Origin of the sequence: Limnohabitans sp. 2KL-51 (genome assembly GCF_003063645.1) — a bacterium.
Lineage (GTDB): Bacteria > Pseudomonadota > Gammaproteobacteria > Burkholderiales > Burkholderiaceae_C > Limnohabitans_A.
The window spans coordinates 77,247-102,247 of record NZ_NESJ01000014.1 but is presented as its reverse complement, the minus strand read 5'-3'; the positions used below and the strand labels follow the sequence as shown (position 1 = coordinate 102,247).

Annotated in this window: 11 protein-coding genes; 5 read left to right on the top strand and 6 right to left on the bottom strand. The window is 42.9% G+C overall.

Going from position 1 to position 25,001, the window contains the following annotated elements:
• Both B9Z49_RS15355 and B9Z49_RS15350 read left to right on the top strand, forming a co-directional pair.
• Window positions 1–1,065 carry an isocitrate/isopropylmalate dehydrogenase family protein gene (locus tag B9Z49_RS15355; RefSeq protein ID WP_108354311.1) on the top strand — a complete coding sequence of 355 codons (1,065 nt, stop codon included), beginning with the start codon at window positions 1–3 and terminating at the stop codon, window positions 1,063–1,065.
• Window positions 1,066–1,137: 72 nt separating this feature from the next.
• Window positions 1,138–2,271, top strand: coding sequence for an NADH:flavin oxidoreductase/NADH oxidase (locus B9Z49_RS15350; RefSeq protein WP_108354310.1), 1,134 nt, complete (start codon window positions 1,138–1,140; stop codon window positions 2,269–2,271).
• A gap of 80 nt (window positions 2,272–2,351) precedes the next feature.
• Here the strand turns inward: B9Z49_RS15350 and B9Z49_RS15345 are convergent, their stop codons facing one another.
• From B9Z49_RS15345 to B9Z49_RS15300, 6 genes are all read right to left on the bottom strand, one after another.
• The gene (locus tag B9Z49_RS15345; RefSeq protein ID WP_108354309.1) at window positions 2,352–3,008 is read right to left on the bottom strand and encodes a 4'-phosphopantetheinyl transferase superfamily protein; all 657 of its coding nucleotides are present in this window, start codon (window positions 3,006–3,008) and stop codon (window positions 2,352–2,354) included.
• A 5-nt stretch (window positions 3,009–3,013) separates the two neighbouring features.
• Window positions 3,014–3,775, bottom strand: coding sequence for a thioesterase II family protein (locus B9Z49_RS15340; RefSeq protein ID WP_108354308.1), 762 nt, complete (start codon window positions 3,773–3,775; stop codon window positions 3,014–3,016).
• A 24-nt stretch (window positions 3,776–3,799) separates the two neighbouring features.
• A complete protein-coding gene (locus B9Z49_RS21640; RefSeq protein WP_146188543.1) occupies window positions 3,800–11,197 on the bottom strand; it encodes a non-ribosomal peptide synthetase in 7,398 nt (2,465 codons plus the stop codon).
• A 66-nt stretch (window positions 11,198–11,263) separates the two neighbouring features.
• Window positions 11,264–13,186 (bottom strand): asparagine synthase (glutamine-hydrolyzing), encoded by a 1,923-nt coding sequence (gene asnB / locus B9Z49_RS15310; protein ID WP_108354306.1) that lies wholly within the window; start codon window positions 13,184–13,186, stop codon window positions 11,264–11,266.
• A 9-nt stretch (window positions 13,187–13,195) separates the two neighbouring features.
• Window positions 13,196–19,864: a type I polyketide synthase gene (locus tag B9Z49_RS15305; RefSeq protein ID WP_108354305.1), complete on the bottom strand. Its 6,669-nt coding sequence runs from the start codon at window positions 19,862–19,864 to the stop codon at window positions 13,196–13,198.
• Window positions 19,865–20,517: 653 nt separating this feature from the next.
• Window positions 20,518–21,066, bottom strand: coding sequence for a hypothetical protein (locus B9Z49_RS15300; protein ID WP_146188542.1), 549 nt, complete (start codon window positions 21,064–21,066; stop codon window positions 20,518–20,520).
• A gap of 114 nt (window positions 21,067–21,180) precedes the next feature.
• Here B9Z49_RS15300 and B9Z49_RS15295 point away from each other — a divergent pair, with 114 nt between their 5' ends.
• The 3 genes from B9Z49_RS15295 (at window position 21,181) to B9Z49_RS15285 (ending at window position 24,996) form a co-directional block, all read left to right on the top strand.
• On the top strand, window positions 21,181–21,774 hold the full coding sequence (locus B9Z49_RS15295; RefSeq protein ID WP_146188541.1) for a transposase: 594 nt from the start codon (window positions 21,181–21,183) through the stop codon (window positions 21,772–21,774).
• Window positions 21,775–21,903: 129 nt separating this feature from the next.
• On the top strand, window positions 21,904–23,955 hold the full coding sequence (locus B9Z49_RS15290) for a serine hydrolase (RefSeq protein WP_108354302.1): 2,052 nt from the start codon (window positions 21,904–21,906) through the stop codon (window positions 23,953–23,955).
• Window positions 23,956–23,958: 3 nt separating this feature from the next.
• A complete protein-coding gene (locus tag B9Z49_RS15285; protein WP_108354301.1) occupies window positions 23,959–24,996 on the top strand; it encodes a methyltransferase domain-containing protein in 1,038 nt (345 codons plus the stop codon).
• The last annotated feature ends 5 nt before the right edge of the window (window positions 24,997–25,001 follow it).

Below are 25,001 nucleotides of genomic sequence, written 5' to 3'. Positions count from 1 at the left end.
ATGAAAATAGTTCTTCTGCCGGGAGATGGCATCGGCCCAGAGATTGCTTCTGCCACGATGGCGGTGCTCGAAGCGGCTTCGCGTCGCTTTGCTCTCGGGCTTGATTTCATGCCCGATATCGCTGGCCATGAGAGCCTGCGCCGGCATGGCGCGACTGTCACGCCCGCGCTGCTCGAAAAGGTGCGCCAAGCCGATGGGCTGATCCTGGGGCCGATGGCGACGTACGATTTCAAGGATGAATCCAAGGGCGAGATCAATCCGTCCAAGTTCTTTCGCAAAGCGCTCGATCTCTACGCCAACGTGCGACCGGCCCGGACTTACCCCGGTGTGCCCAGCAAGGTGGGCGCGTTCGACCTGGTGGTTGTGCGCGAAAACACAGAGGGGTTTTATGCGGACCGGAACATCGAGTCGGGCAGCAGTGAGATGCTGATCACGCCGGACGTGGTGATCTCGCTGCGTCGCATCACCCGTCACTGTTGCGAGCGCGTGGCCCGGGCAGCCTGCGAGCTGGCCATGACGCGGCGTCGCCGCTTGACCATCGTGCACAAGGCCAACGTACTGAAGCTGGGCGACGGGATGTTCATCCAAATTTGCCGTGAAGTGGCCAGCCACTACCCGGATCTGGTGGTGGACGATTGCATCGTTGACGCGATGATGGCGCACGTCGTTCGCAACCCGGCCCGGTTCGATGTCATCGTCACCACCAACATGTTTGGCGACATCCTGAGCGACCTCACCGCAGAACTCTCCGGTAGCCTGGGACTGGGCGGATCCCTCAACGCCGGTGATCTGCACGCGATGGCCCAGGCTGCCCATGGCTCAGCGCCGGACATCGCTGGCATGAACATGGCCAATCCGTGTGCCCTGATTCTGTCTGCCAGCCAGCTGCTCGCAAGTCATGGAAAGCGACAAGGCCTCGAGTCCTTTCTGAAGGCGGCTGCAGCGATCGATTCTGCGGTGGTGGATGCGATTTCACAGGGGCAGGCCACGTCCGACGTAGGGGGAAAGCTCGGGACGGAGGCCACCGGACAGGCGCTGGCGCATCGTGTGCTCGATGCTTCCTGATGGCCAGAGCCTCATCCGTATCCGGTTTTGGGGCTCGCCGTCTTGTGGCCCTGTCGAACTCACATCACTCCCATGCATGAATCTCCACTGTTTTCCCCGTTCACGCTGCGCAGCCTGACCCTGAAAAATCGGGTCATGGTGTCCCCGATGGCCCAGTACGCCGCCATCGACGGTGTCGCCACCGACTGGCACTTTGCGCATTTCGCCAAGTTTGCTCTGGGCGGTGCCGGCCTGGTGTTCATGGAGGCCAGTAAGGTGGAACGCCGTGGACTGGGAACAGTCGGCGACCTGGGTCTGTGGCAGGACGCACAGGTGCCAGCGCTGCGCCGCATCGTCGACTTTCTCCACCAGCAAGGCGCTGCTGTCGGTATTCAGCTGAACCACGCGGGTCGCCGGGCCGGGACCCAGCGTCCTTGGGAAGGCAATGGCCCACTCGATCGCAGCCAGCCGATCGAAGGGCAGGCGCACTGGGAGGTGATCGGCCCCAGCGCCATCGCTCACGGGCCGGGTTGGCCAGTGCCCCGCGAGATGGGCGAGGACGACATCATGGCTGTGATCAATGCCTTTGCGCAGGCAGCTCAACGGGCTGATGAGGCGGGGTTTGACGTGATCGAGCTGCACGGCGCGCATGGCTACCTGCTGCATCAATTCCTCTCGCCACTGTCCAATCTTCGCGCCGACCGGTGGGGCGGCAGCTTGGCCAACCGCATGCGTTTCGTTCTGGAAGTGACAAGCGCGGTACGCGCCCGCTGGCCCTCTCACAAACCGCTGTTTTTTCGTTGCTCTTCGGTAGACGATGGCGGCTGGACTATCGACGAATCAGTGCTGCTGGCACGAGAGCTGAAAGCACGTGGCGTTGACGCTATGGACTGTTCAGCGGGTGGCATCGGTACGAGAGCGACACAGGCGACAGCAGAGAAGCGGCGCATGGGGTTTCAGGTGCCGTATGCCGAGCGCGTTCGTCGTGATGCCCAGATCCCCACGATAGCGGTCGGCCTGATCATCGAGCCAGAGCATGCACAGGCCATCATTGCCAAGGGACAGGCCGATCTTGTCGCGCTAGGCCGCGAAATGCTGGCCAACCCCTACTGGGTGCAGCATGCCGCCCTGCAGCTCAAGGTTGCCCCCGAATACCGGCAAATGGCGCCGGTCTATCAGTGGTGGCTCGACCAGCGTGAAAAGGCTGGCTGGGGACCGGCAGCGTGAGTCGCAGCGCCTACTTCCCGCGACGAGTCCATTGAATTCGATCGGATCACTCAGGCTCGTCGGAGCGTGCGGGAGCGGGTTTATTCTGCACATGCCTTTTTTAAAAAAAGTCTGTCAAATGAATGTGACGCCACACCGAGCAGATAACCACTGGGAAGATTTAAAATCTTGACAAAAATCAAATTATCCGAATAGGAGGCTGAAAAAATTTTACAAGGTTTTATAAACTCTTTAAGTTCTACCAATTTTGGATCAACACTAAAACCCAAACCCAAACACTTTAAAACAGCTTCTTTGGCAACAAATAACATCAGTCGATGATAATTATTATCCTCTTCCAAATCGATAAAGGAATTTATTTCATTTGTATTAAATATTAAATTATCCAAATTTGGATCCAATAATGCAGTCAAAGGCTCAATATCAACACCAATGGGTAAATCAGACCAACCAACAACCACTAAAGAACCTGCATGTGAAATTGAAAACTCTGAAGAATTACTGATTGGACAAATTGGTTTCCCTAAACTATTTATTAGAATTGGTACTTTTTCTGGACTTAAACCCAGCTCTTTAGAAAGACGATTACGCACCAAAATACGACCTAATTTAAATCGCAAACTATCCTGTATTTTAAGAAACTTTCTTGCACGCAATTTTTCAGTTTCAGAAAGAATTAAAAATGATTCAGAAATATCATCATAAGAATCTATTGATGAAAATTCAATATTAAACATTTTAATTATTTAAAAAAATTCATGAGTTTATTTTTAAGCAAGATTAATAACTCAGAGCGTTGTTGCTGTATAAAAAAATGATTTCCTTGTATTGTGATTGAGTTTACTTGACAGCTAGTGTATTTATTCCAACCAATCATTTTTTTTAAAGAAGCTGACTCATCTTGTTCACCGGAAATTGTCAAAATATCAGTATCTGAAAGAATAACTTCTGAAGGCTTCCATGTTTCAATTAAAGTAAAGTCAGCCCTTAAAATTGGTAATAAATATGCAATTAGTTCTGGACTTTTTGTAATCTCAGGATCTAAACCCCCAAGAGAAAAGATAGATTTAATAAATGTACTATCTTCTAAATGATTAAACGAATTAAAGATTCTAGACTCTGGACACGCGTGTCCAGACAAGATCAACAATTTAGGTACTGGTAAACCATTTGATTGAAGAGCAGCACACAACTCATATCCTAAAGCAGCACCCATACTGTGCCCAAATACCACATCAGGAATAAAATCACAATATTTCCAGTATGATACCAACTCACTAATTAATGTAAGCATATTCGAAATTGGAAGTTCATTAGATCTAACTTCTCTCCCAGGTAAATAAATAGGGCTCACTTCGACATATTCTGAAAGTGCATGCTTCCAACCTGCAAATATGGATGCCCCACCACCAGCAAAAGGAAGGCAAACCATAAGCGGTTTATTGCCGATGCGACTGTCCATCCACCGAGCACCACGGGGATATTTGGAGATTAAATGATCCATGGAATTTGAAATAACTTATATTTATTAAGAGAGCAAATCATCAATATCAGAATCATCTAGTCCTTTGTAAATAAAATTATTCGTGGTAAAAGCAATATTTTTATTACCCAACAAGATTCCATCTCTGATTTCAGATAAATTGGATAAAATTGAAGCTAATAAACCATCGGCCAATTCTTTCTTAACGGATATTTTATCGTATGCCAGATGCAGGATAATTTGGTTATCTTCAATGTAAGAAAGTAAATCAAGGGGATGAGGGCTTTGACTGTTTGAACCTACCGTATCACCCTCAGTTTCCCAAATTACTTCAAAACGACTGTTCTCTGATTTGGAAGACATATTTCCAAGATAGTTAAATCCTACTTGACCTGTAACAGGATTGGATGAATTTTGCGCGCGAATAATGGGCTCAACAATACCGAAACTCCAACCTTGATCAGGAATTGAATCCAAAGAGTGCTTGACATGTGAAAGCTGATCATTAATTGACAAGTTAGGATGAAGATCTAACATATAGGGATAATGAACAGTGAACCAACCTACTGTGCGAGATAAATTTAAACTATTGAGTTGACAATTAAGATTTTCAGGCCAAGCTCTACCATGTGACTCAAGTGTTATCAATGTATTAGACTGTCCAATGACACGGTGTATTGCCATTCCTAGAGATAAAAGCAAAATTTCTTGTAAATTGATTCCATTACTACCCTTGATACAATCTAAAAGTTCTGATGTTGCTTTTATTTCAACAAGCTTGGATGTGACCAACATGTCGCCACCACGACGAATGGAACCATCTGTTCTGTCAAAAAATGCTGGCAATGGTGCAGCGATATTTCTACAATATATTGACATGTCAGACCAATCAGACAGATTGCTTAAGTTCTTTATTCGAACTGCATGATCTCTGTATGAATCAGACTTCAAAGGTAATACGGGTGTCTGACCTTTTAGGGCTGACTCATAGGAAGATGAAAAATCCTCAATAATGATACCCCAAGAAACTTTGTCTACTACAAGATGATGTGCAATTAAAAAGAGTTCTTGACGATTATTAGAAGAAATCAGTAATGCACTGAAAAGATGACCTTCTTCAATATTGGTGTGATGATAAACATTGTTCTCATAATCCTTGAAATTTTCATTGTCTGCAGACTGAATGACTGTGATCGAAGGTACATCACCTAGATCAGCAAATACTTGAGAACCTGAATTCATTGAAAATTTAGCTCGCAGCGCATCATGGTGAATCCAAACCGAGGTAAAAGCTTTCTTTAATGGTTCAAGTTCTATCGGATGCTTTGATCGTAAACACACTGCTTGGTGAAAGTGGTTCAAACTGTCCTTCATTTGTTCAAAAAACCAAGACTGTATCGGCGTCAATGGAACTTCACCGATAACAGGACTTTGATCTGTTATGTGAACTGTATTTTGAATCACATTTGTCAATTTGGAAACAGTTGGATTTTGGAAAATATGTCGTATTTCAGAACTCAACCCCAGTAAATTAAATTTAGAAATCATTTGAATGGCTCTCATGGAGTCGCCACCAAGCATGAAAAAGTCATCGTGGACACCAATGTCTTGTCGACCCAACACATCTCGCCAAACTTGTAAAACTATTTTCTCTAACGGATTTACAGAATTATCTAATGATTCAATATTATTATTTGAGAGTGGATTGGGTAATGCCTTTTTATCGACTTTACCATTAACGTTCAGAGGCAGAGCATCAAGACTGATCAAGAATGCTGGAATCGCATACGATGGCAATCTCTCGGCAAGTGAGCGCCTGACAGCCTGACTGTCTAAATTATCGATTTTCGGAATGTCATTATTTGCAAATAAAATTTGATAAAAAGGTGTTTGTCGATATCCTTCTCCAAAATGAAGGCTATTGCAATTTATATTTTGGATTTTTTCACCATCACGTTCAATAAAACCAGAAATAATAAAGTCTGGGTTTAATAAATTTTTCGATAATTTTCGCTTTATATTCAAATGCAATTGATCGTCAATATTAAGTTTAATATTATTAGGATCAATTGGAATATAAACTGGAAGCCAACTATCCGGGTTTTCTAAAATATCAACACTACTAATTGAGTCAATGTGCAGTTGCAACCAAACCAAAAATCCGGTTAGGGAAGAGGCTTTATTGATGATCAAACATTCAGTATGTTCAGATTCTAAAGCAACATTATTTGTAAAATCCAAATCTTCTAAAATTCCTTGAGAAGAAATCAATGCAGAATTAGGAAAATTTTTGATACACAACCTCAAATCAAAAGGTGCTCCTACTTCACTGAAAATTTTCTCAACATAGTGTGCGGCCACATTGCTGAACCCCTTCTCCCAACTGCCAGACTCTAAGCTGACCGCAGCAATGTGTGTGACACTGCGTTGTGGCAAAATTTGATGCGGGAATTTAAGCAGCTTTCGTGATTGGTTAATGATGTCAGCAGCTCCTTCAGAGCCACCAATTCCACCCACAATTTCAGAAATACAAAAATCGACCAATTCAGGAAGTTGAATACTGCGGGCATCACCTTGTAATACAATAATTTTGTCAGATAATCCTAATTCAGAAACAGTTTGTCGCGCTTTATTGGCTGTAGACTCCAATAAATCAATTGCATAAACACGTTTAGCGCCTGCATCAATGGCTATACGTGAAAGTATTGCAAAAGGTCCTGTACCAATATCTACAACGACCTTTCCCTTTAAATGACGTTCAAAAGATTCTCGGTACCTTCTATTGCGTCGTTGATCATTCGCCATGCTAGAGTAAACAACGTCATCATAAACAAAGAATTCAGCCACTGAAGGCCAAATTTCAACAGACGGAACTAAGCAATAATATGCTGCCAACGACAGTGTTTTGTCTGAGCGCAGTATGGATGTAACGGTAGCGTCCGCTATACCTGGCAAATCACGTAGTGCGTGTTCAATTTCGCCAATCTCAATACGATGACCTGAAATTTTAATTTGATCATCATTGCGTCCCAAAATATCAACAGACCCATCTTCAAGCCAACAACCTATATCACCCGTTTTATAGACATATTCATTTAATTGGTCTAAGAAAATAAATTTAGATTGGGTTAATTCGATATCATCAAAATAACCCAATGACAGACCAGTTCCAGCCAGAAAGATTTCACCTGGCACACCCAAAGGACAAAAATTACCAGTTGAATCTAATATAAATATCTTGGAATTGGATATGGGCTTTCCAATTGGAATTCTTTGTAAACTTCCATCCTGAGACTTTACAGAATATACACTTGCACAAACAGAAAATTCAGTGGGACCATATGCATTGAAAACATTCATCGATTCAGCGTAATATGCAAGTTCTTCGACAGGAGCAGCTTCTCCAGCCGTGACCAATACTCTGACACTGTGCAGTGAATCTTTATTCAAAGCGCGAAGAAAACTTGTTGGTAATGTGACAACAGTAGATTGAGAAAGTTGTATAAATTCAAGAAAATTATCTTTTGATTCAATGGAATTTTTAGATGGCAATATTATAGAAGCACCTGCGAATAGGGCCATGAACATATTGGCCAAAGATGCATCGAAAGAGGGTGAAGCAAATTGCAAAACTCTATCAGACGTATCAATTTTAAATACATCAATTTGATATAAAGACATATTTATAAATCCACCGTGTGGAACAATAACTCCTTTTGGTTCTCCAGTAGATCCGGAGGTAAATATTAAATAAGCAGCATCATTAATCGTTATATTTGGAAATTTAATATCATTAACATACTCACCAATGTATGAATTTTCGTTAATTAAAAAATGCGGAATATTGCAATTTTCAATCAAATCAAAATCCGATGAAGAAACTAATAAGATCAAATTAGAGCGAGCCTTTTTAATTAGGCCGGCAATCCTTCCCTTGGGATTGGCAGGATCAATGGGTACATAAATAGCACCTGCCCGCATGATTGCCAACATGCACACGACCGATTCAATATTGCGATGTGCAATAACAGTGATCCTGTCACCCAATTCAACACCATAATCCTTCATCAATTTATATGCAAGAAAGTCACTGTATTGGAGAAGATTTTTGTATGTTATTGATGAATGACCCTGCTGAACAGCAAGATTTTGCTCATTTTTATCACAAACTAATTTTAATAAATCTGAAATGGTAAAATTATTTTTAACTGATGATGGACCAACTGAAAATAATTTAATAATTTCCAGCTCACTTTTGGACAATAAATTTAATTTTCCGATGGGGGAATTTGGTGACAACAGAGCAGATTTAGTTAGATTTTCAAAATGGTTTGATAATTTAATGGCCCTATCATAATCAAATAAATCACTGTTGTAATTGATATCTAAAATTATTTGTCCTGCTTCTGTCTGGAAGTGAAAAACCAAATCGTAACGACTAAAATTCCAATTATTTTCTTCTGTAAATTTTTTAATTTCTAATCCATGAAGATTCAAATCAAAAGAGTCAAATGTATCAACCACCACCATCACATCAAATAAAGGCGATCTACTCATGTCCCGCATAAGATTTAATGATTCTACCAATGAATCAAATGGATATTGCTGATGTATCAAAGCCTCCGAGATCGTCGAATTAGATTTTTTTAGGCTGATTTTAAAATTATCTTCTAAATTAAAAGTATCGTTTAAGGCGATAATGTTTACAAAATAACCGATTTGGTTTTCCATTTCATAATGATTTCTTCCAGCAACAGGACTGCCAGTAACAATGTCATTTTGACCACTATAGCGCATTAACAATATTTTAGTTAATGTATTCAAGACAACAAAAAGTGTAACCTTTTCTGTATTTGCAAATTCTCTCAAAAGATCACTGGTTTCTAAAGGCAACACTTTTCTGATCGTCTTCCCATTGAAGGTCTGAACTGCAGGGCGTGATCTGTCCGTTGGTAAATCAAGAGGAACTGGAACATTGTGAAAATGGTTCTGCCAATATGTGGCATCATTCTTACCTTTTTCACTGTTCAAATACTTTTCTTGCCAAGAAGTAATATCTCGCTGTTGAATTCTTAAGGCACTTAAAGTTGGTGAGGTTTTTAATTTCAATGACTCGTATAAATGACTTAACTCGCGTACCATTATGGTCAAAGACCAAACATCACTGATAATATGATGTACATTGAAAATAAGCAAATATCGCTCTAATCCAGTATCATTTTCTTTGGGTAATTTAATCAATGACAATCGAAATAAAGGTCCTGCTGATAAATTAAAATTATATTCAGCATTCAATTTAACCAAATTATTTATTCTAACGTTGTTATTTTCATTGAATTGAATATCGTCAATTTCTAGTTGCCAATTCAATTTGGGCAATACGACTTGTTTAATTACTCCGTTATCATCTTTAAATATTGTTCTCAATGCTTCGTGTCGATCAACAAGAATATCGAAAGCTTCTTTAAAAATTCCCACTTCAAGCTGTCCCGATATGTAATAAGCCATAGGAAGATTGTACGCATCGGGAGCTATTCCCATTTGATGAAGACGCCACAATCTTTTCTGTGAGGGTGACACATCATAACTGTCAGCTTCTGGCAGCTTTTCAATAATTTCGTTAGTTTGTTCTAATTTGACTTTGTCTAATATTTTACCAATGTTACGAATTGTATTGTTCTGAAAAAAATCTCCCAGAGAAATCTCAACATGAAAAGTTTGATAAATTTTCATCAGAAATTTAATTGCACGTAATGAATCCCCCCCAAGTGTGGAGAAACTTGTATCAATACCTACTAATTTAATTCCAAGCAGTTCTGACCATATTGATGCCAAAGATTTTTCAGTTTGTGTTTCTGGTTGATTAAAATCATTATTTTCATAGTAGAGTTCATCAGGTTTAGGAAGTGCTTTTCTATTGACTTTACCGCTTATTGTTTCAGGTATATTTTTCAACAAAATGAACCGTTGCGGATGCATAACAACTGGTAAAAGAGTATCTAGCTGATTTCTAATTTCACTTAATTCTAAGGGCTCTGTTGAATTATCAGAACGAGTATAATAAGCAACTAGCAAAGTACGTTGGTCAGAAAAATAATGCAGTGAACAAGCACAATGATGAATTCCAGGTACGCTTCTTAATGCATTTTCAATCTCAGCATATTCAATTCGTATACCATTAATTTTAATCTGATTATCTTCTCGACCAAGACATTCCACATTTCCATCCTCTAACAGGCGGCCCATATCACCTGTTTTGTAAAGAATATCTTCTGAATTTAAATTTAAGGGATTTTGAATGAATGCTGATGCGGTCAGTTCTGGGTCATTGAGATATCCCAAAGAACGATGAGGCGTACGCAAATAGATTTCACCGATTTCACCAACTGTACATTCGGTACCATCTCGTAAGATAACAACCGATGCGTGTGGTAGGGGTATGCCTATAGGAATAACTTGTTGTAAATTAATAGGAACTTGTTTGATTCTGTAATACAACTTCGCTAAAGTGGTTTCGGAAGGACCATACAAATTAATTAATTCATGATTGGATCCAGCGTTATTTCTCCACTTTTCTATGTCAAACCCAAATAACGGTTCACCTGCAATCAATATGAAACGCATATCTGGAAACGCTGGTAAAGTCGTAGTCGACTCTTGTAATGCGTTCGTCAATAATCTGAGCACGGTAGGGACACAATGCATTAGATTGATTTTATTTTCTTGGAGCCAAGTTACCAGACGATGCGGTTGCATTCTTGTATTTTCATCTGGCCAAAAAAGAGTTCCACCAGCCATCAATGGCACAAGAATATCTCGTAAACTGACATCAAAACTTACTGGCGCTAACCAAGAACTGCGCACCGTAGAGTCCAACTGAAGCGTTTCCAATTCCCAACGAAGGAAATGACTTAATCCACGCTGCTGGCCTAAAATGGCTTTGGGTTGACCAGTTGAGCCCGAAGTAAACATGACATAACAGCCGTCTGCAGGACCAACAGCAATACCTGGATTTCCCTGCTTGGTCTGTTCAAGACATTGATCTAGTGTAATTATTTGAGCAGAACTTGAGATTGAATCTATTACTTTCTGCAAAGCTGGAACATGATTTCGATCAGTAATTAAATATGAACAATCAGCCTTCTTTATGTAGCCTGCAAGACGATCATCTGGTAAATCAGGAGAAAGTGGTAAAAATGCAGCTCCTGCTTTTGCTACACCTAAAAGTGAAGCAACGTAATTATGACCTGATGAAAAAAACAAACCAACAATTGATTGTTTTTTTGATTCTATTCCTGCTTCGATTAATGTATGTGCTATTTGATTGGCTAATTTATTCAGTTTATCATATGTATAACAACCATCAGAACAGACAATGGCATTGCTAGACTCCTGTAAGGTCACTTGGTATTCAAATTGCTCGAAATATACGTTGTATTTCATATTTTACCTCTTTAATATTATGGGTGAATTTTTAAGCTTATTAAAATATACATAATAAATGCTCAATTACCAGCCTTCTTCTTTGACTTCAAATTTTATTTGAGACAAAGTTGGTTTCTCATATTTATTCATGTTAAATGTATCAAGAAAAATATTAAATGTCAGAATAATCATGAGCCAGTCATCTTCAAAAGTCTGATTAATTTCTTGATCATTACTCTCATACCTTTTGATCAAATGATCTACTGTATCGGAATTAAAAAAACCGTCATTTTGAATTCTTTCGGGAGATAGCAATTTCAATATTTTTTGTTTATTTTTAAACAGTAATGCACTGCTGCTTGGCGCAACAAAACTAAACTTTTGTCTGCTAATGATGGAATTGGGCAAATATTTTTTTGCTAACGTTTTTAGTATGAACTTTTCCTGGCCGTCCTTTACCATAACTCGAGGATGAATTTTACGAGCAACATCAATCACAGACGTATCTAGAAATGGATATCGAGCTTCAACACCATTGGCATATGCCATGCGGTCACCATGATCTGCCAACAAATGGTCGGCCATACGCAATTTGAAATCTAGGTAAGAGCGCTTATGAAAATGATGTCGTCCCTGTAACTGATTTAAATTGACAGGAGAATTAGAAAGACAGTCAAAATCTTTGAAATCCTTGTTCAAATGCATGGAATAAATAGCACGTTTGCTTTCAGAAAACGCATGGTATTCTTTTTCATAGAAAAAATCACAATCTCCCCAAAGATGCTTTCTCATCTGGTCTTCCATGATGGAATCAAGTTTTTTATCCGCTTTAAGTCCTTCAGTCCTGTGAACATCAAGGCGGTAACCAACATATCCACCAAAAAGTTCATCCGCGCCTTCACCGGTAAGAATGACTTTAATTCCATTTTGTTTGGCCATCTCTGATAGCATCAAAGAACATGCGTTGTATGACTCGCGCAATGGTGTCTCGGAAAACTTGACCATGTCCAATAGATGTTTTTCAACCTGAACAGGTCCCACAACTACTTCGTGATGAATACTGTTAAGGAGTTTGACCATAACCGATTGATGATTTCTTTCATCAATCCTTGGATCATCGAAAGCAATAGAAAAGCTGTGCCTTGGAACGTTACCCGTTAAATCAGCAACTATCGCGGAGATCAATGAACTGTCAAGTCCTCCGCTTATATAACTTCCTGTAGGTACATCTGCTTGAAGGCGATATTTGATTGATTGACGTAAAGCTGCATCAAGTTCGTCAACACAATCCATAATTGAACGGCTTTCATCCAGTTCTTCAGCCAAAGGATAGTCAAGATCCCAATACGTTTGGCTTTTTGTTTGACCATCACTTTCAATCACCAAAATGGATCCTGCGCTAAGACTCTCAACCCCTTGAAAAAGTGTACAAGGACTTACTGTGCCGGGAAAGGTAAAAACTTGATCAAGTCCCCGCAAATTAACTTTTCTTGGAACTTCTGGGTGTTCTAGGAGTCCCTTGATTTCTGAAGCAAATACAATTCCCTTCTTTATATTCGCGTAAAAAAGTGGTGCAATACCCACATGATCCCGACCTAATAAAAGTCGATTTTTTCTCAAGTCATAAACTGCAAAGGCAAATTGCCCATTGATTTTACGTGCGAAATTATCACCAAAAGACTGGTAAAGCGCCGGTATAAGTTCAGTGTCCGAACGATTGCTAAATTGATGTCCCAGTTGCTGCAATTCACGCCTGAGTTCATCATGGTTATATAATTCACCATTACAGATGCTAACGACCGTTCTGTCATTGCTGAGAACAGGTTGTTGTCCGTTTGCGATATCAATGATTGATAAGCGTCTGAATCCTAATGCAATATTATCTGAAAAATATGATCCTTTTTCATCTGGCCCACGATGATGAAGCGAATTAGCCATAAGTTCCAATGTATTTTGCTGTCCAGTCAGATCCCCACCAAATCCGAATATTCCAACGATGCCACACATTATCAATTCCTAACTTTGCAAAATCCAACGGTCAGACTTCATTTCTAAAATGCTAGAACGAACGGCCTCCACAATAAAGTCAATATCAGCCTCTGAATGTGCAGTCGATAAAAAGCAATTACGTCCTTCCCATACAAATACCCCTTTATTGAGTAAGTGATAATTAAGAATTTCTGTTTCCTGGGAGAAATCAAATCTGAATAATGAACCAAAGTGACTCACACTGATTGGAACGTTCTCAGACTGGAATAAAGCATTCAGTCTATTCACCATACCCAGAGTACGTGCATTCAAAGTTTCTTGCAAACTGGGTCCCTGCTCTTTTAGATGCAGCAGAACTGCTTCAGCGGCTGCCATGGTAAGAGGGTGATTGTTGAATGTACCGGCAACAAAAGCCGTCCTTGAAGCTGGAGTGCTGTCGTTTCCAAATTGCCATTCACCTCCATCCACTGCATCCAAAAATTTACGCTTGCCCGCAACTACACCTATAGGGAGTCCACCGGCAAGAACTTTTCCATAAGTCACTATGTCGGCTATCACACCAAAATGATGTTGTGCACCTCGGGGGTGTAATCTGAATCCCATGATGATTTCATCAAAAACCAAAGCACATGCATTTTCTTCAGTTATTTTTCGCAATGCCTTGAGAAATTCACGAGGTTGAACCTTAGGATCCCTGCTTTGAACGGGCTCAACAAAGACCGCAGCCAATTCACTGGCGTGGGTTCGTATGTAGTCCAGAGCCGTGGCATCTCCGTAACGCAACACAATGGTGTCATCAATCATTTGCTGCGGAGTTCCCTCAGCAACGGGAAGACTGGTAGCTTTTCCATTCAGCATCCAGCCAGTGGCCAGAAAACCGTCAAAGGTTCCATGGTAAGAGTTGGTGAATATGACAATTTTGCTTCGACCTGTCACTGATCGCGCCAATCTTGTTGCAACCATAGTCGCTTCAGAACCTGTGGAGAAGAAAGCAACCCGTTCGACCCCCGTCATTTCACCGATCATCTGGGCAACTCTGGCCGCCTTTGGAGTCTGCGGCCCTAAGGGTGCTCCAAGAGCCATTTCTGATGTAATGGCGTCGTTGACAAATGAAACATTATGTCCAAACAGTGATACTCCAAATCCCATGGTGATATCAACATAGCGATGCCCATCGATATCCCAAATATAGGCTCCCGACGCACGCTCAACATGCAATGGATATGTCAATTCTTTCCATTCTGGACGGAATCCAATGACAGACCTTGGATTGGCATAAACACTTCGGAAATTTTGAGTATGCTCTTTTGAACTTGTGGTCTTTTTATTAAATTCAGTTGCAAGTCTTGAAGCATGACTCTTTTTTTCATTAGACCAATCTTCCTTTTGGGTCTTGATTTTTTTATATAATCCTTTTATTTCATTTGAAGGTGGAGCCATGACTTCGACCTGTGCTTTGATAACGGAATTTGCTGAATCTAACTGCAGTTTCTCAGTGAAGCTATGACTGATATCGCCGCTCATCATTTCCAATTGTTGGCGGAACAACTGGCTCATGGCTTGAACTTGTTGTGTGAGTAGTTCTTCGAGACCTGAACCGACGGGTGCTACGAGAGAATGATTGTTGGCATTAGATATTTTCAACGTATTTGGCGCTACGCCAATGGACTGGATGGAATTGGAAGTTGATGCTGCAGAAGATGTTAGGGGCAACTTGGGTAACAAAGAATGAATCAAAATCAGCAGCTCATTCAATGTTTTACCATCTTGAAAAACTTCGTTCAGTTTGAGGTCGACTTTGAACTCACGGCAAACTGCCATTTGCAGTTGCAGGATGAGAAGTGAATCCATGCCTAACGCAAACCAATTGGTATCTGGCTCTAGTTCACTGGCTTGCAACCCAGATATCTGAGAAATCAAAGCAATTAAATCATTTTTTATATTTTGAGTATTATTCATATTTTGAAAATTGGATGTGACCAGATTTGAATCTGAATTTTGCAATTTGGAATTATCAGTTGATATTAAGGAATTAACCTCGGATAAATTTGAATCAGATATCATCGGCATGGAACCTTGAAACGGATAAAAGGGAGCGGTACCGCGCTTTCCTTGACGGACTGAAAAAATAGAATGCAAATTAAGATTAACACCCATCTCGAAAGCTTTACCCAATGCTGCGTCCAAGGTTGAAAGAGGGTCTGCAGAACCTGAACACGGTAGCCAGATATTGTCTGGTTGGTTCGATAGTCCGATAGGTGCCAGGACAGTTTTAGCGCCTAACTCAAAAATGATCGGATCTAAATCTGAGCATAAATTTTGTAGCGCTTTACCAAATAACACGGGTTCTCGAGCATGTCTTGACCAATAGGTGCTTTGATCCATCTCATGAGTACTTACCAGTGCCCCAGTCACTGTTGAGTAAAGAGGGATTTCATTCTGTTCTAAATTGTTTAAGCTATTTAAACTGTTTTCAAGTGAGTTAAGAATCGGATCCATCATATGAGAATGGAATGCACGGGTCACATCAAGTTGAGTTGCCCGAATACCCATTTCTTTACACTGAACTAAAGCAAGCCCAATAACATCTGGTTCACCCGCAAGGGTCAGTGATGCAGGACCATTAATTGCTGCAATAGTCAGCTTACCTTCCATTAGATCGATTAATTTTTGTGCTTCATGTATGCTGGCTGCTATGGATAACATTGAACCGTCTGCAAGAATTTGCATGAGAGCGCCACGTTGGGCAGCAAACTCCAAAGCCGACTCGAAGGTAAAAACTCCAGCAACTGTTGCTGCGGTAATCTCACCAATAGAATGACCCATCACAGCATCTGGTTTGATTCCCCATGATTTCAACAACTCAGCCATCGCCAAACCAAATGCCACTACCAGAACCTGCGTGTATCGGGTTTGTGCCTGCTCTTCAACTGATGCAGAAAACATCAATTGTGTCAGTGGCAATGGCAAGTGGTTTACCAAGCACTTTTCGGCTCGTAAAATACATTCTTTAAAAATAGGTTCTCTGTCAAAGAGAACTTTGCCCATACCCGGAATTTGTGAGCCTTGTCCGGGAAAGACAAATGCAAGCTTGCGTGGTGATGCAGGTTTCTGGCCCGCATGCTCAATCGGTCGGGTCAATGCTTGCAGCATTGCTGATGGGTTGCATGCAGAAAAGCCTGCTCGGTTTGTAAAAACTGACCTGCCGCGTGCTGCAGTCATGCACAAATCGTTTAAATTTTCTGGTTTTGTTGCCAGTACATGACGATATTCATAAATCAGTTCTTTCAGAGCTTTGTCACTTCGTGCAGACAGCAAAAGTAAACGTGAATCGGCTTTATCCTGCTCGCCAGCTTCTAAATTGTAATTGGCATATGATGGAGAAGATTGCTCTAAAATCAGATGCACGTTTGTGCCACTCATCCCGAATGAACTCAGACCCGCAACTCTCTTTTCATCAGATTGTTTTTGCGGCCAGGGTATACATCCATCACTTACTTTCACTGGAATTGAATCCCACGGCACCATGGGATTGAGACTTTTCACGTGCAAAGATGCTGGAATAACACCATGTTCCATTGCCAAAATCAACTTGGCCAACGAAGCCATGCCAGCAGCGGCTTCTAGATGTGCCACATTACTTTTAACCGAACCAAGCCACAATGGCACGTCAGTCAGCTTTCGGTCAGAGTGAACAGCAGCAAGAGCCATCACCTCTATGGGATCACCCAGCGAGGTACCAGTTCCATGGGCCTCAACATAGTCAACTGCTCTTGGTAAAATTTGAGCATCAGCCAGAGCTTGGCGAACAACTTTCTGCTGGGACACTCCACTGGGAGCTGTCAGTCCGTTGGAAGCGCCGTCATGGTTTAAACCAGTTCCTTTGATCACGGCCAGCACTCTGTCACCGTCAGCCAATGCTTTGTCCAATGACTTCAAAACTACTGCTCCGCCCCCTTCTCCTCGAGCATAACCATCAGCAGAAGCATCAAAGGCCTTGCAATGGCCATCTGGTGATAATGCCCCCATCTGTATTAAACCCGATTGAACTTCGTTATTTAAAATAAGGTTGACCGAAGTAGCCAAGGCCAGCTCACAATCTCCACTTCGCAATGATTTGACTGCCATGTGCACAGCAGCCAAAGACGAAGAGCAAGCGGTGTCGACAGTGAGGTTAGGACCCTCGAGTCCAAAAATATATGACAACCGTCCGGATGCAATACTGATCGCAGAACCAGTCAGTGAATAGGGTCCTAGAGCACCCGATTGACCAGCATTAGATTTCTTTATCAAAGAATCCGTACCACTGATTCCTGTATAAACACCCACAGAAGTGCCCCGTAGACTAGCGGGATCAATGCCAGCATGCTCAAATGCTTCCCAACTCATTGTCAACAATAATCTTTGCCGGGGATCCATGGCCTCTGCTTCGACAGGTGTCAGATTAAAAAATCTGCAATCAAACTGCTCATCACCGCTTAGATAACCACCCCTGAGATTAGCTGTTGAGTTTGTGAAAATTTCAGAACGCCTGTACTCGGGGAGAAATGTTGTGGCATCATGTTCATTGACTAATAATTTCCAAAAATCTTCGAGAGTACCAATTTTTCCAGGTAATCTAACTGCCATGCCTATAATTGCAACATCTGACCCTATTCTTGGAGTGTTCTGTTTTTCGGAAATCTTAGGAAGAATTTGTTGAGTGAGATGAGTTGCAAGTTGATTGATATTGGGGAAATCAAATAGCACTGAAATCTGCAAATTAACATTCAGTGCTCGATTAATTCTTCGAACCAACTCAACAAGCATCAGTGATGTAAAGCCAAGATCTAGCCAAGAAATCTCAAAACGGCTGATGTCTGACCAGTTTTCATTAGGAAAAAATCGTGCAATCTCACGCACCAATGTAGGTTGAATTAAATTGGTATCCGTTAACAACGGTGTCACTGGAATTTTGCTATTTGTTTGACGCACTGTTTGTTGTTCCAGAATCTGTTCGTCAAATTCGCCCATGGAAAACTGTTGAGCAAGTAAAAAGCGTTGTACTTTTCCACTGGTTGTTTTCGGGATCTGTGAGACCTCCAAGCAATAATCCAGTGGCATGCCCATATTAGACACAATGTGGTCTTCAAGAGTCTCAACCAATTCCAAAAAAGAGTGAACTCCTCGCCGTGAGCGAACAAATAATGCCAAGCCCTCTCGATTTTCACCGGGGATGGTTACTGCACAAGCAGCAACCATATTTTGCTCAATCCCATCAATTCCAGATACTATACGTTCGATATCTTGAGGATAGTAATTTATTCCATTTATTATTATAATATCCTTTTTCCGCCCAGTCACAAACAAACGACCGTCTTTGATAAATCCTAAATCCCCAGTATCAAGCCAACCCTCAGGGGAGATTGCAGCACGGGTTGCGTCCACAGCATTGAAATAGCCTTGGGTGATGCTAGGACCTGCAATTTCAATGTTACCTACCCATTCTTCTGACAACACTGCACCATCGTTATCGGTTATACGCAATTCCACCGACAAAGCTGGAAAGCCTAAGTCGCATAATTCGACGCCATCAACAGTGCTTTCAGTCAGCTTGATGCGCATGCCAGGAGTCAGCGAAAGCCTTTCAACCCTGATACTTTGAAGACCCTCGTCCGTAGGAACCATCGTTGCTGTCAGTGTGCCTTCTGCCAGTCCATAACCAGGAAGCATAGAATTTGGAACAAGGCCAAAAGGTTCCAACTTTTTTAGAAATTGCCTTACCAATTCACAAGATATAGGCTCGGCACCATTTGCAATGATTCGCAGCTTGGAGAGATCCCAATTATAATTTGCATTGGTCTTATAACGTTTCAAAAAGTATCGATAAGAATAATCAGGTCCAGCAGTGATGGTAGCTTTGGTATCAGATATTTTTTGCATCCAAATTAATGGATTGCGCACAAACAATTTTGTTGGAATCAGTACGTGCGAAATTCGATAAATAACAGGTAAGATGTGACAGAATATAATTCCAAAATCATGTGTTAGCGGCATCCAGCTCAGTATGGTATCTTGGTGAGAATCAATTTTCATGCCCGATACGAATGCAAATGTATTGGTCAACAGATTGCTGTTGGTGAGCATGACTCCCTTGGGAGTACCAGTAGATCCAGAAGAAAATTGCAGCATAACAATGTCATCATGACTCCAGTTGTTGGGTAACAATGGGCAATTATCATGTTTAGATTCCAAATAATCTGCTACATTCAAAATTCTTTTAAAAGATTCGATTTCGATAGTTGAATCTTTTTTTTCCATAACCAATGATTTAGTTGGAAAAATAATATCATGCAAATTTACATCCGACAAACACCATGGGTCGCCTAATAATTCATGGATGTTCTTTATCTTTTTTTCACCCTCTGAATTTGTGGGTATGGCAACAGGTACTACAATTATTTTTCCAATAATGCACGCCCAAAAAACTGAAGTGGCAATGGTTAGATCGTCAGTAACTAAAATTAACTTATCATCAGATTTAATACCCTTTGTTTGCAAATAAGCTAGCCAATTGAGCGCTAATTCTTTTAATTCATCATAATTTATAAATAAGTCACTGTTACTTGAGTTAACTATGGTGATGCCTTTGTCAGGTGAAGACTGTTCAAGAAATGCATCCGCAAGTGTCTTGTATGGAAAAGAATTAATTTTCATGGTGCAATTTCTTAGATATGTGATCTATTGATCAAAGTTTCATAGATGTCACAAAACCCTCAGTGCAGAATGGTTATTTAATTATTCCGGGAATGAAAATTTCGCTTACTAGATTTCTGCGTTGCACAACTCTAATTTTTGTTGCCGAAATTTTAAGTTTATTTTCAAATCATTATCACCTTTTTCATTTAACACGTGTGACAGAATTTTGAGTTCCTTGATCTGCAAGACTCTTATGCTGACGAGAATTCCAGACGAAGGACAGTCGGATGGCAGTTTAAGCTGTCATCCCTAAAAGCCCCCTTAAACCCGCATGAATGCTAGCTTTCAGGATCATTCCCAACGTTGAAAACTCTCGCATTGATATTCAATGGAGCCCGTTACCTGGGTGTTCTTGAAGCCCTTATGTCTATCTCCAGCGATTTCTTTCGCAACCGCCTCGATCAAACGATCGATCTGCGTCATCCCCTGGCTTTTATGTACAACCGGAGGCCTTGGCAACAAATCGAGGCCTCATTGGCCCACCTCTTTGCCCGTTAGGTTAGCGTAGTCAACAAGATCGGAGACTGGGACGTGTTTGACACAACCGAGGTTATTGCCGATGCTGGCGTCTCCAAGGACGGCCGTCCCCGCTTGCCCACCCGCCTAATGGTCTAGTTCCTATACCTCAAATATGCCTTCAACGAAAGCGGCGAAGACCTCATCCACGCTTGGGAGAGAGACACACTTGGCAATACTTTTTTGGCAATGAGTACTTTGAGCACCGCTGGCCTTGCGAATCCATACAACTGCTCAAGCTCCGCAAAAAGCTGGGCGAAGAAGGTGTTTAAGAACTCTTGGCTCGCACCATTGAAGTGGCCGTTACCTCGAAGCTGATCGCCAATAAAGAGCTCTGCCAATTCGTTGTTGACTCCACCGTGCAAGATAAAGCCATCGCTCACCCTACCGACAGCAAGCTGGTGAAGACCGTTCGCTTGACACTGGTCGAAGCGGCCAAGGCCGAGGTCATCGAGCTCAAGCAAACTCACGCCAAATAAGGCCAACTGCTGGGCTACAAGGCGAGGCATTTCGCCCATGCACGCAAGTCCTGGCACATGCGCCATAAGATCAAACGCCAAATCACCATACTGGGCCGCTTGCACCGCGAAATCACGCGCAAGATGAGCCCTCTGAGCCAAGCCGGGTAAGAAGCTTTGGGCCATAGCATTGGCAAAGCCAAAGAGCTAATCACCCAATCGCGCAGTAAAAAGGCGCAAAACAAACAAGCCAAGCTTTACAGCTGGCACGCACCTTAGGTGGCGTGCATCAGCAAGGGAATGAGCCGCAACCCCTACAAGCTTGGTTTGAAGGTGGGAACTGTAAACACTCTCATAGGCTCCTTGGTCGTAGGCCCCAAGGCATTACCCGGAAATCTGTATGACGGGCACGCGCTAAACGAACAAGTGGAGCAAGAGGGTATCCTGATACAAGCCGCAGACATAAAGCCCGAATCCGCATACGTTGACCTGGGCTATCGAGGCTTGGACAAGGACAACGCAGGAGTAAACATCAAGCACCGCGGTAAGTTCAAGAGCCTGACCGACGAAGAAAAGAAGTCACTCCAACGAAGACAAGCGATTGAGCCAATCATCGGCCACTTGAAAGCGGACCACAGGATGAACCTTTGCCACCTCAAGGGATCAAAAGGTGACAGTTTGCGTGCGGTGCTGTGCGCTGCAGGCTTCAACATTCGCTGGTTGCTGCGCAGGTTCTTGAAAAAGGGCATTGGCCTTTTGGGGCGCCTGCTACAGGCCAGCGGTTTGGGGTACGTTGACCATCAATTGCGAGGGGTTTTTTATCGACAAATCGTCCAGGTCCATCGCAATGCTTTTAGAGCTGGTGTGAAAATGAGTTTTTTTAATGACGACTGAATAAAATTTTTATTTTATTGATGAATTACAATCTCAGATTATTGAAGCAGTCACGCAATTCAATAACCAAATGCAATAAATAATTACATTTGGTAAAAAGATAAAAACCATTCTTATTGGAGACTTTTAATGAATAAAGAATACTTTTTGAGTGGCGTTACTCACCATCGCTTCGCTAAACATTTTTTAGCTGCTTCAGTGATCACTTTAGTTGCCGCCTGCGGAGGGGGTTCATCTGATACTTCCTCTTCACCGCCATCCGTTCTACCTACTGGTTCAATCAAGCAGATTTTTGACGCCACAGTTGACATGGCCGGCTCTCAACCAGCAGCCATGCAAGGTATGAGCGTTGGCCTCCAGACCGACGATGGTCAGACATGGCTTCGTGGTGTAGGTTTCAAAGACAATGCGAAAAAAATACCCACAGATCCTCAATCACAGTATCGTATTGGAAGCCTTACCAAGTCGTTTACTTCGACAGCGATACTTCAACTTGTGGATCAGGGGTTCATCACTTTGGACAAGACTGTGTCGGAAATTCTTCCTGACATGGCCAAGGTTGTTCCCAACGCGTCGGCAATCACTTTGAGAAATTTGCTTGAGATGCGGAGCGGCTTGACCGACTATTTGTGCCAAGAGTCGCTTAACTACCCGGGGCTTGGCGCATCTGTATTTGACGAGTGGTTCGAATCCATAAGTTACGGTGAAGATGCCAGCTATACCCCTGCAAAACTGGTCCAAGCATCGGTTCAGCAAAAATACATGTGCGGCCTTCAAACTCCCCAGCCACCCCGCGGCGATTTTGATTACGCAAACGTCAACTATGTTTTAGCTGCGATGATGGCCGAAAAAGCATCGTGCTCCTCATCGAAGGGATGTCAAAAGATAGAGTCCCTTATCAACGATGGAATCATTAAAAAGCTTGGCATGACTCGAACAACGTTCGTAACCGACAGTAAGTTCAGTACATCAAATTTTGCTCAAGCTTCTGCCTCTGGCGTTGATGTAACCTTCATTGGTCCCAAGGTACCGTGGGCCGCAGGCGCAATCATTTCCGTACCTGAAGAGGAGCTCTTATGGGGTCGAGAACTTGCTTTGAACAGCAGTAAATTACTCAGCGATTCTTCGCATCAGTTGCGTAAGACCGTTAAACCTGGCGGCTTGATGGGAAATATCCCGACAAGTTACGGCATGGGGACTTACAACCTTGTTTCATCTGGTACGGGTACAACGGACCTTTTTGGACATAGCGGATCCATTGCAACGTGGACTACATCTGTTTTTTACAGTCCATCTTTGAAAATGGGTTTCTCAATCAATATGACCAACAGTGGGAGCACTGCATCATGGTTCCCAACGTATGGGGCTGGTTCAGCCTACAACGGGGTTCTCAAGTCAAAGTTCAATCCACAGACCATGCTTTGGAGCCTGGAGCGCAACATTCGTCTTGCCGTTGAAAATTCAGGTAATTGTTCTACCCTTGGTCCGACTGTTGGCAACGGCGCTGGCGGAAATTGTTCTGGCGACAGTGTTCGAACCTCCGCATTGAATGTTGCTGGTAGCGCTCTTGTGATCAACCCATCGGGCAAAACTTTCACCCAAGCCAATATCGTCACCGCCACGAACGCCAATTCTTGGACGGGATTTGACGCAGCAATCCAGAACAGCCCTGTTGACCGCCCATCTTTATCCTTCTTTGGCAACAGCCTGACTGGGGTCACCATTGGGGACTCTGGCAAGGTGACCCTGTCAAACCCTTCAGTCGTCGAATCAACTGGTGTGGGTTCTGCCGGATTCACTTTGACAGGAAATGGCAGCGAACTCACCCTTGGCGGTAAAGTACTTTCTATGGGTGCCAACACAGTGGCTGTTCAGGTCATGAACAGTGCGGTGTCCAGCAAGGTCAACGTCTCCAATACTGCCAATATTCAGGGCGACATCGTTCTGTCTGGCGATGTCACAGTTCAAATCGACGGTCAGGTGGATGGCAAAGTGGTGATCAATGGCACCAAGGTCAAACTCCTGGGTTCAGGCAAGATCACGGGATGCATTCAGTATGCAACTGGGGCCACTCTTGCAGCAGGATCCATGACCACAGCATTAACTTGTCCAGATGTTCAAGTCAAAGCGAATGCTGTTAAGCCGTCAAGGAAAACTTCACCACAACTCTGGTTTTACTGACACATGACAGCAGCAACTTTTGAGACAGGGCTGGTCAATGCCTTGCAGCCGGTGCGTTTTCACGCACTGGCGATAGCGCTTTACCAGTTTTTCGAAACAGGTTTATTCACTTATTTAAAGGAAAAGCCCTGCACCAGTTTAGCCACCGTGTCGGCAGATCTGGAGATGGACAGTTGGCGACTTGAAGCCTTTGTCTTGTATCTTCGCAATGAGGGTTATGTGGAGTTAGATGAGAACAGCCGCGTCAGCCTCAGCCAGACTGCCATTGACTTAGAGCCATTTCGTCCTTGGTACACCATGATGATTGGAGGCTACACACCCACCTGGATGGGTATGGGCAAAGCCCTTATGGCCAAATCTGGTCCTGCACCCAGGGATTTGAGGCAAGTCGGCGTTGGCAGTTGTGGGATTTCGAACTACGATGCCATTCCACTCACGCGTCGTCTGATGGCGTTGTCACCCACTGCTTGTACTCGCCTGCTGGATCTCGGTTGTGGGAACGGCATGTATTTGGTTTATTTCTGCTTGGCTTTGGAAGGTTTGGAGCATGCTTGGGGTATCGAGCCCAGTGCTGAAAGTTGTGAAGATGCCCGTAAGCTGGTCACACAGCATGGGCTTGATGATCGCGTTTCAATTATTCACGGCACAGCTGCAAGCGCACTGAAAGTAGATAACGAACTGTCACCCAACTTTGCAGTCATTGGGTTTGTACTCCATGAGATTCTGGGGCAAGCTGGGCGTCAGGGTGTTGTAGATTTTCTCAAAGGGCTCGTCGGTCGTTTCCCTGAGTTATCCTTGGTGGTCATTGAGGTTGATGGGAAACTGGCAGACATCAAACACATGGGTGATGGCCTTGGATTGGCCTATTACAACCCCTATTCGACACTGCACCCATTTACTTTGCAGAAACTAGAAAGTCCTTCATTTTGGGAAGCAGTATTTCATGATGCTGGCCTGAAGATTCTTGCTTGCTTGACTACGGATACAAACGTTGATTCAACGGGTTTGGAAATAGGTTATCTTTTGCGCTGCGCTGACTGACCGGG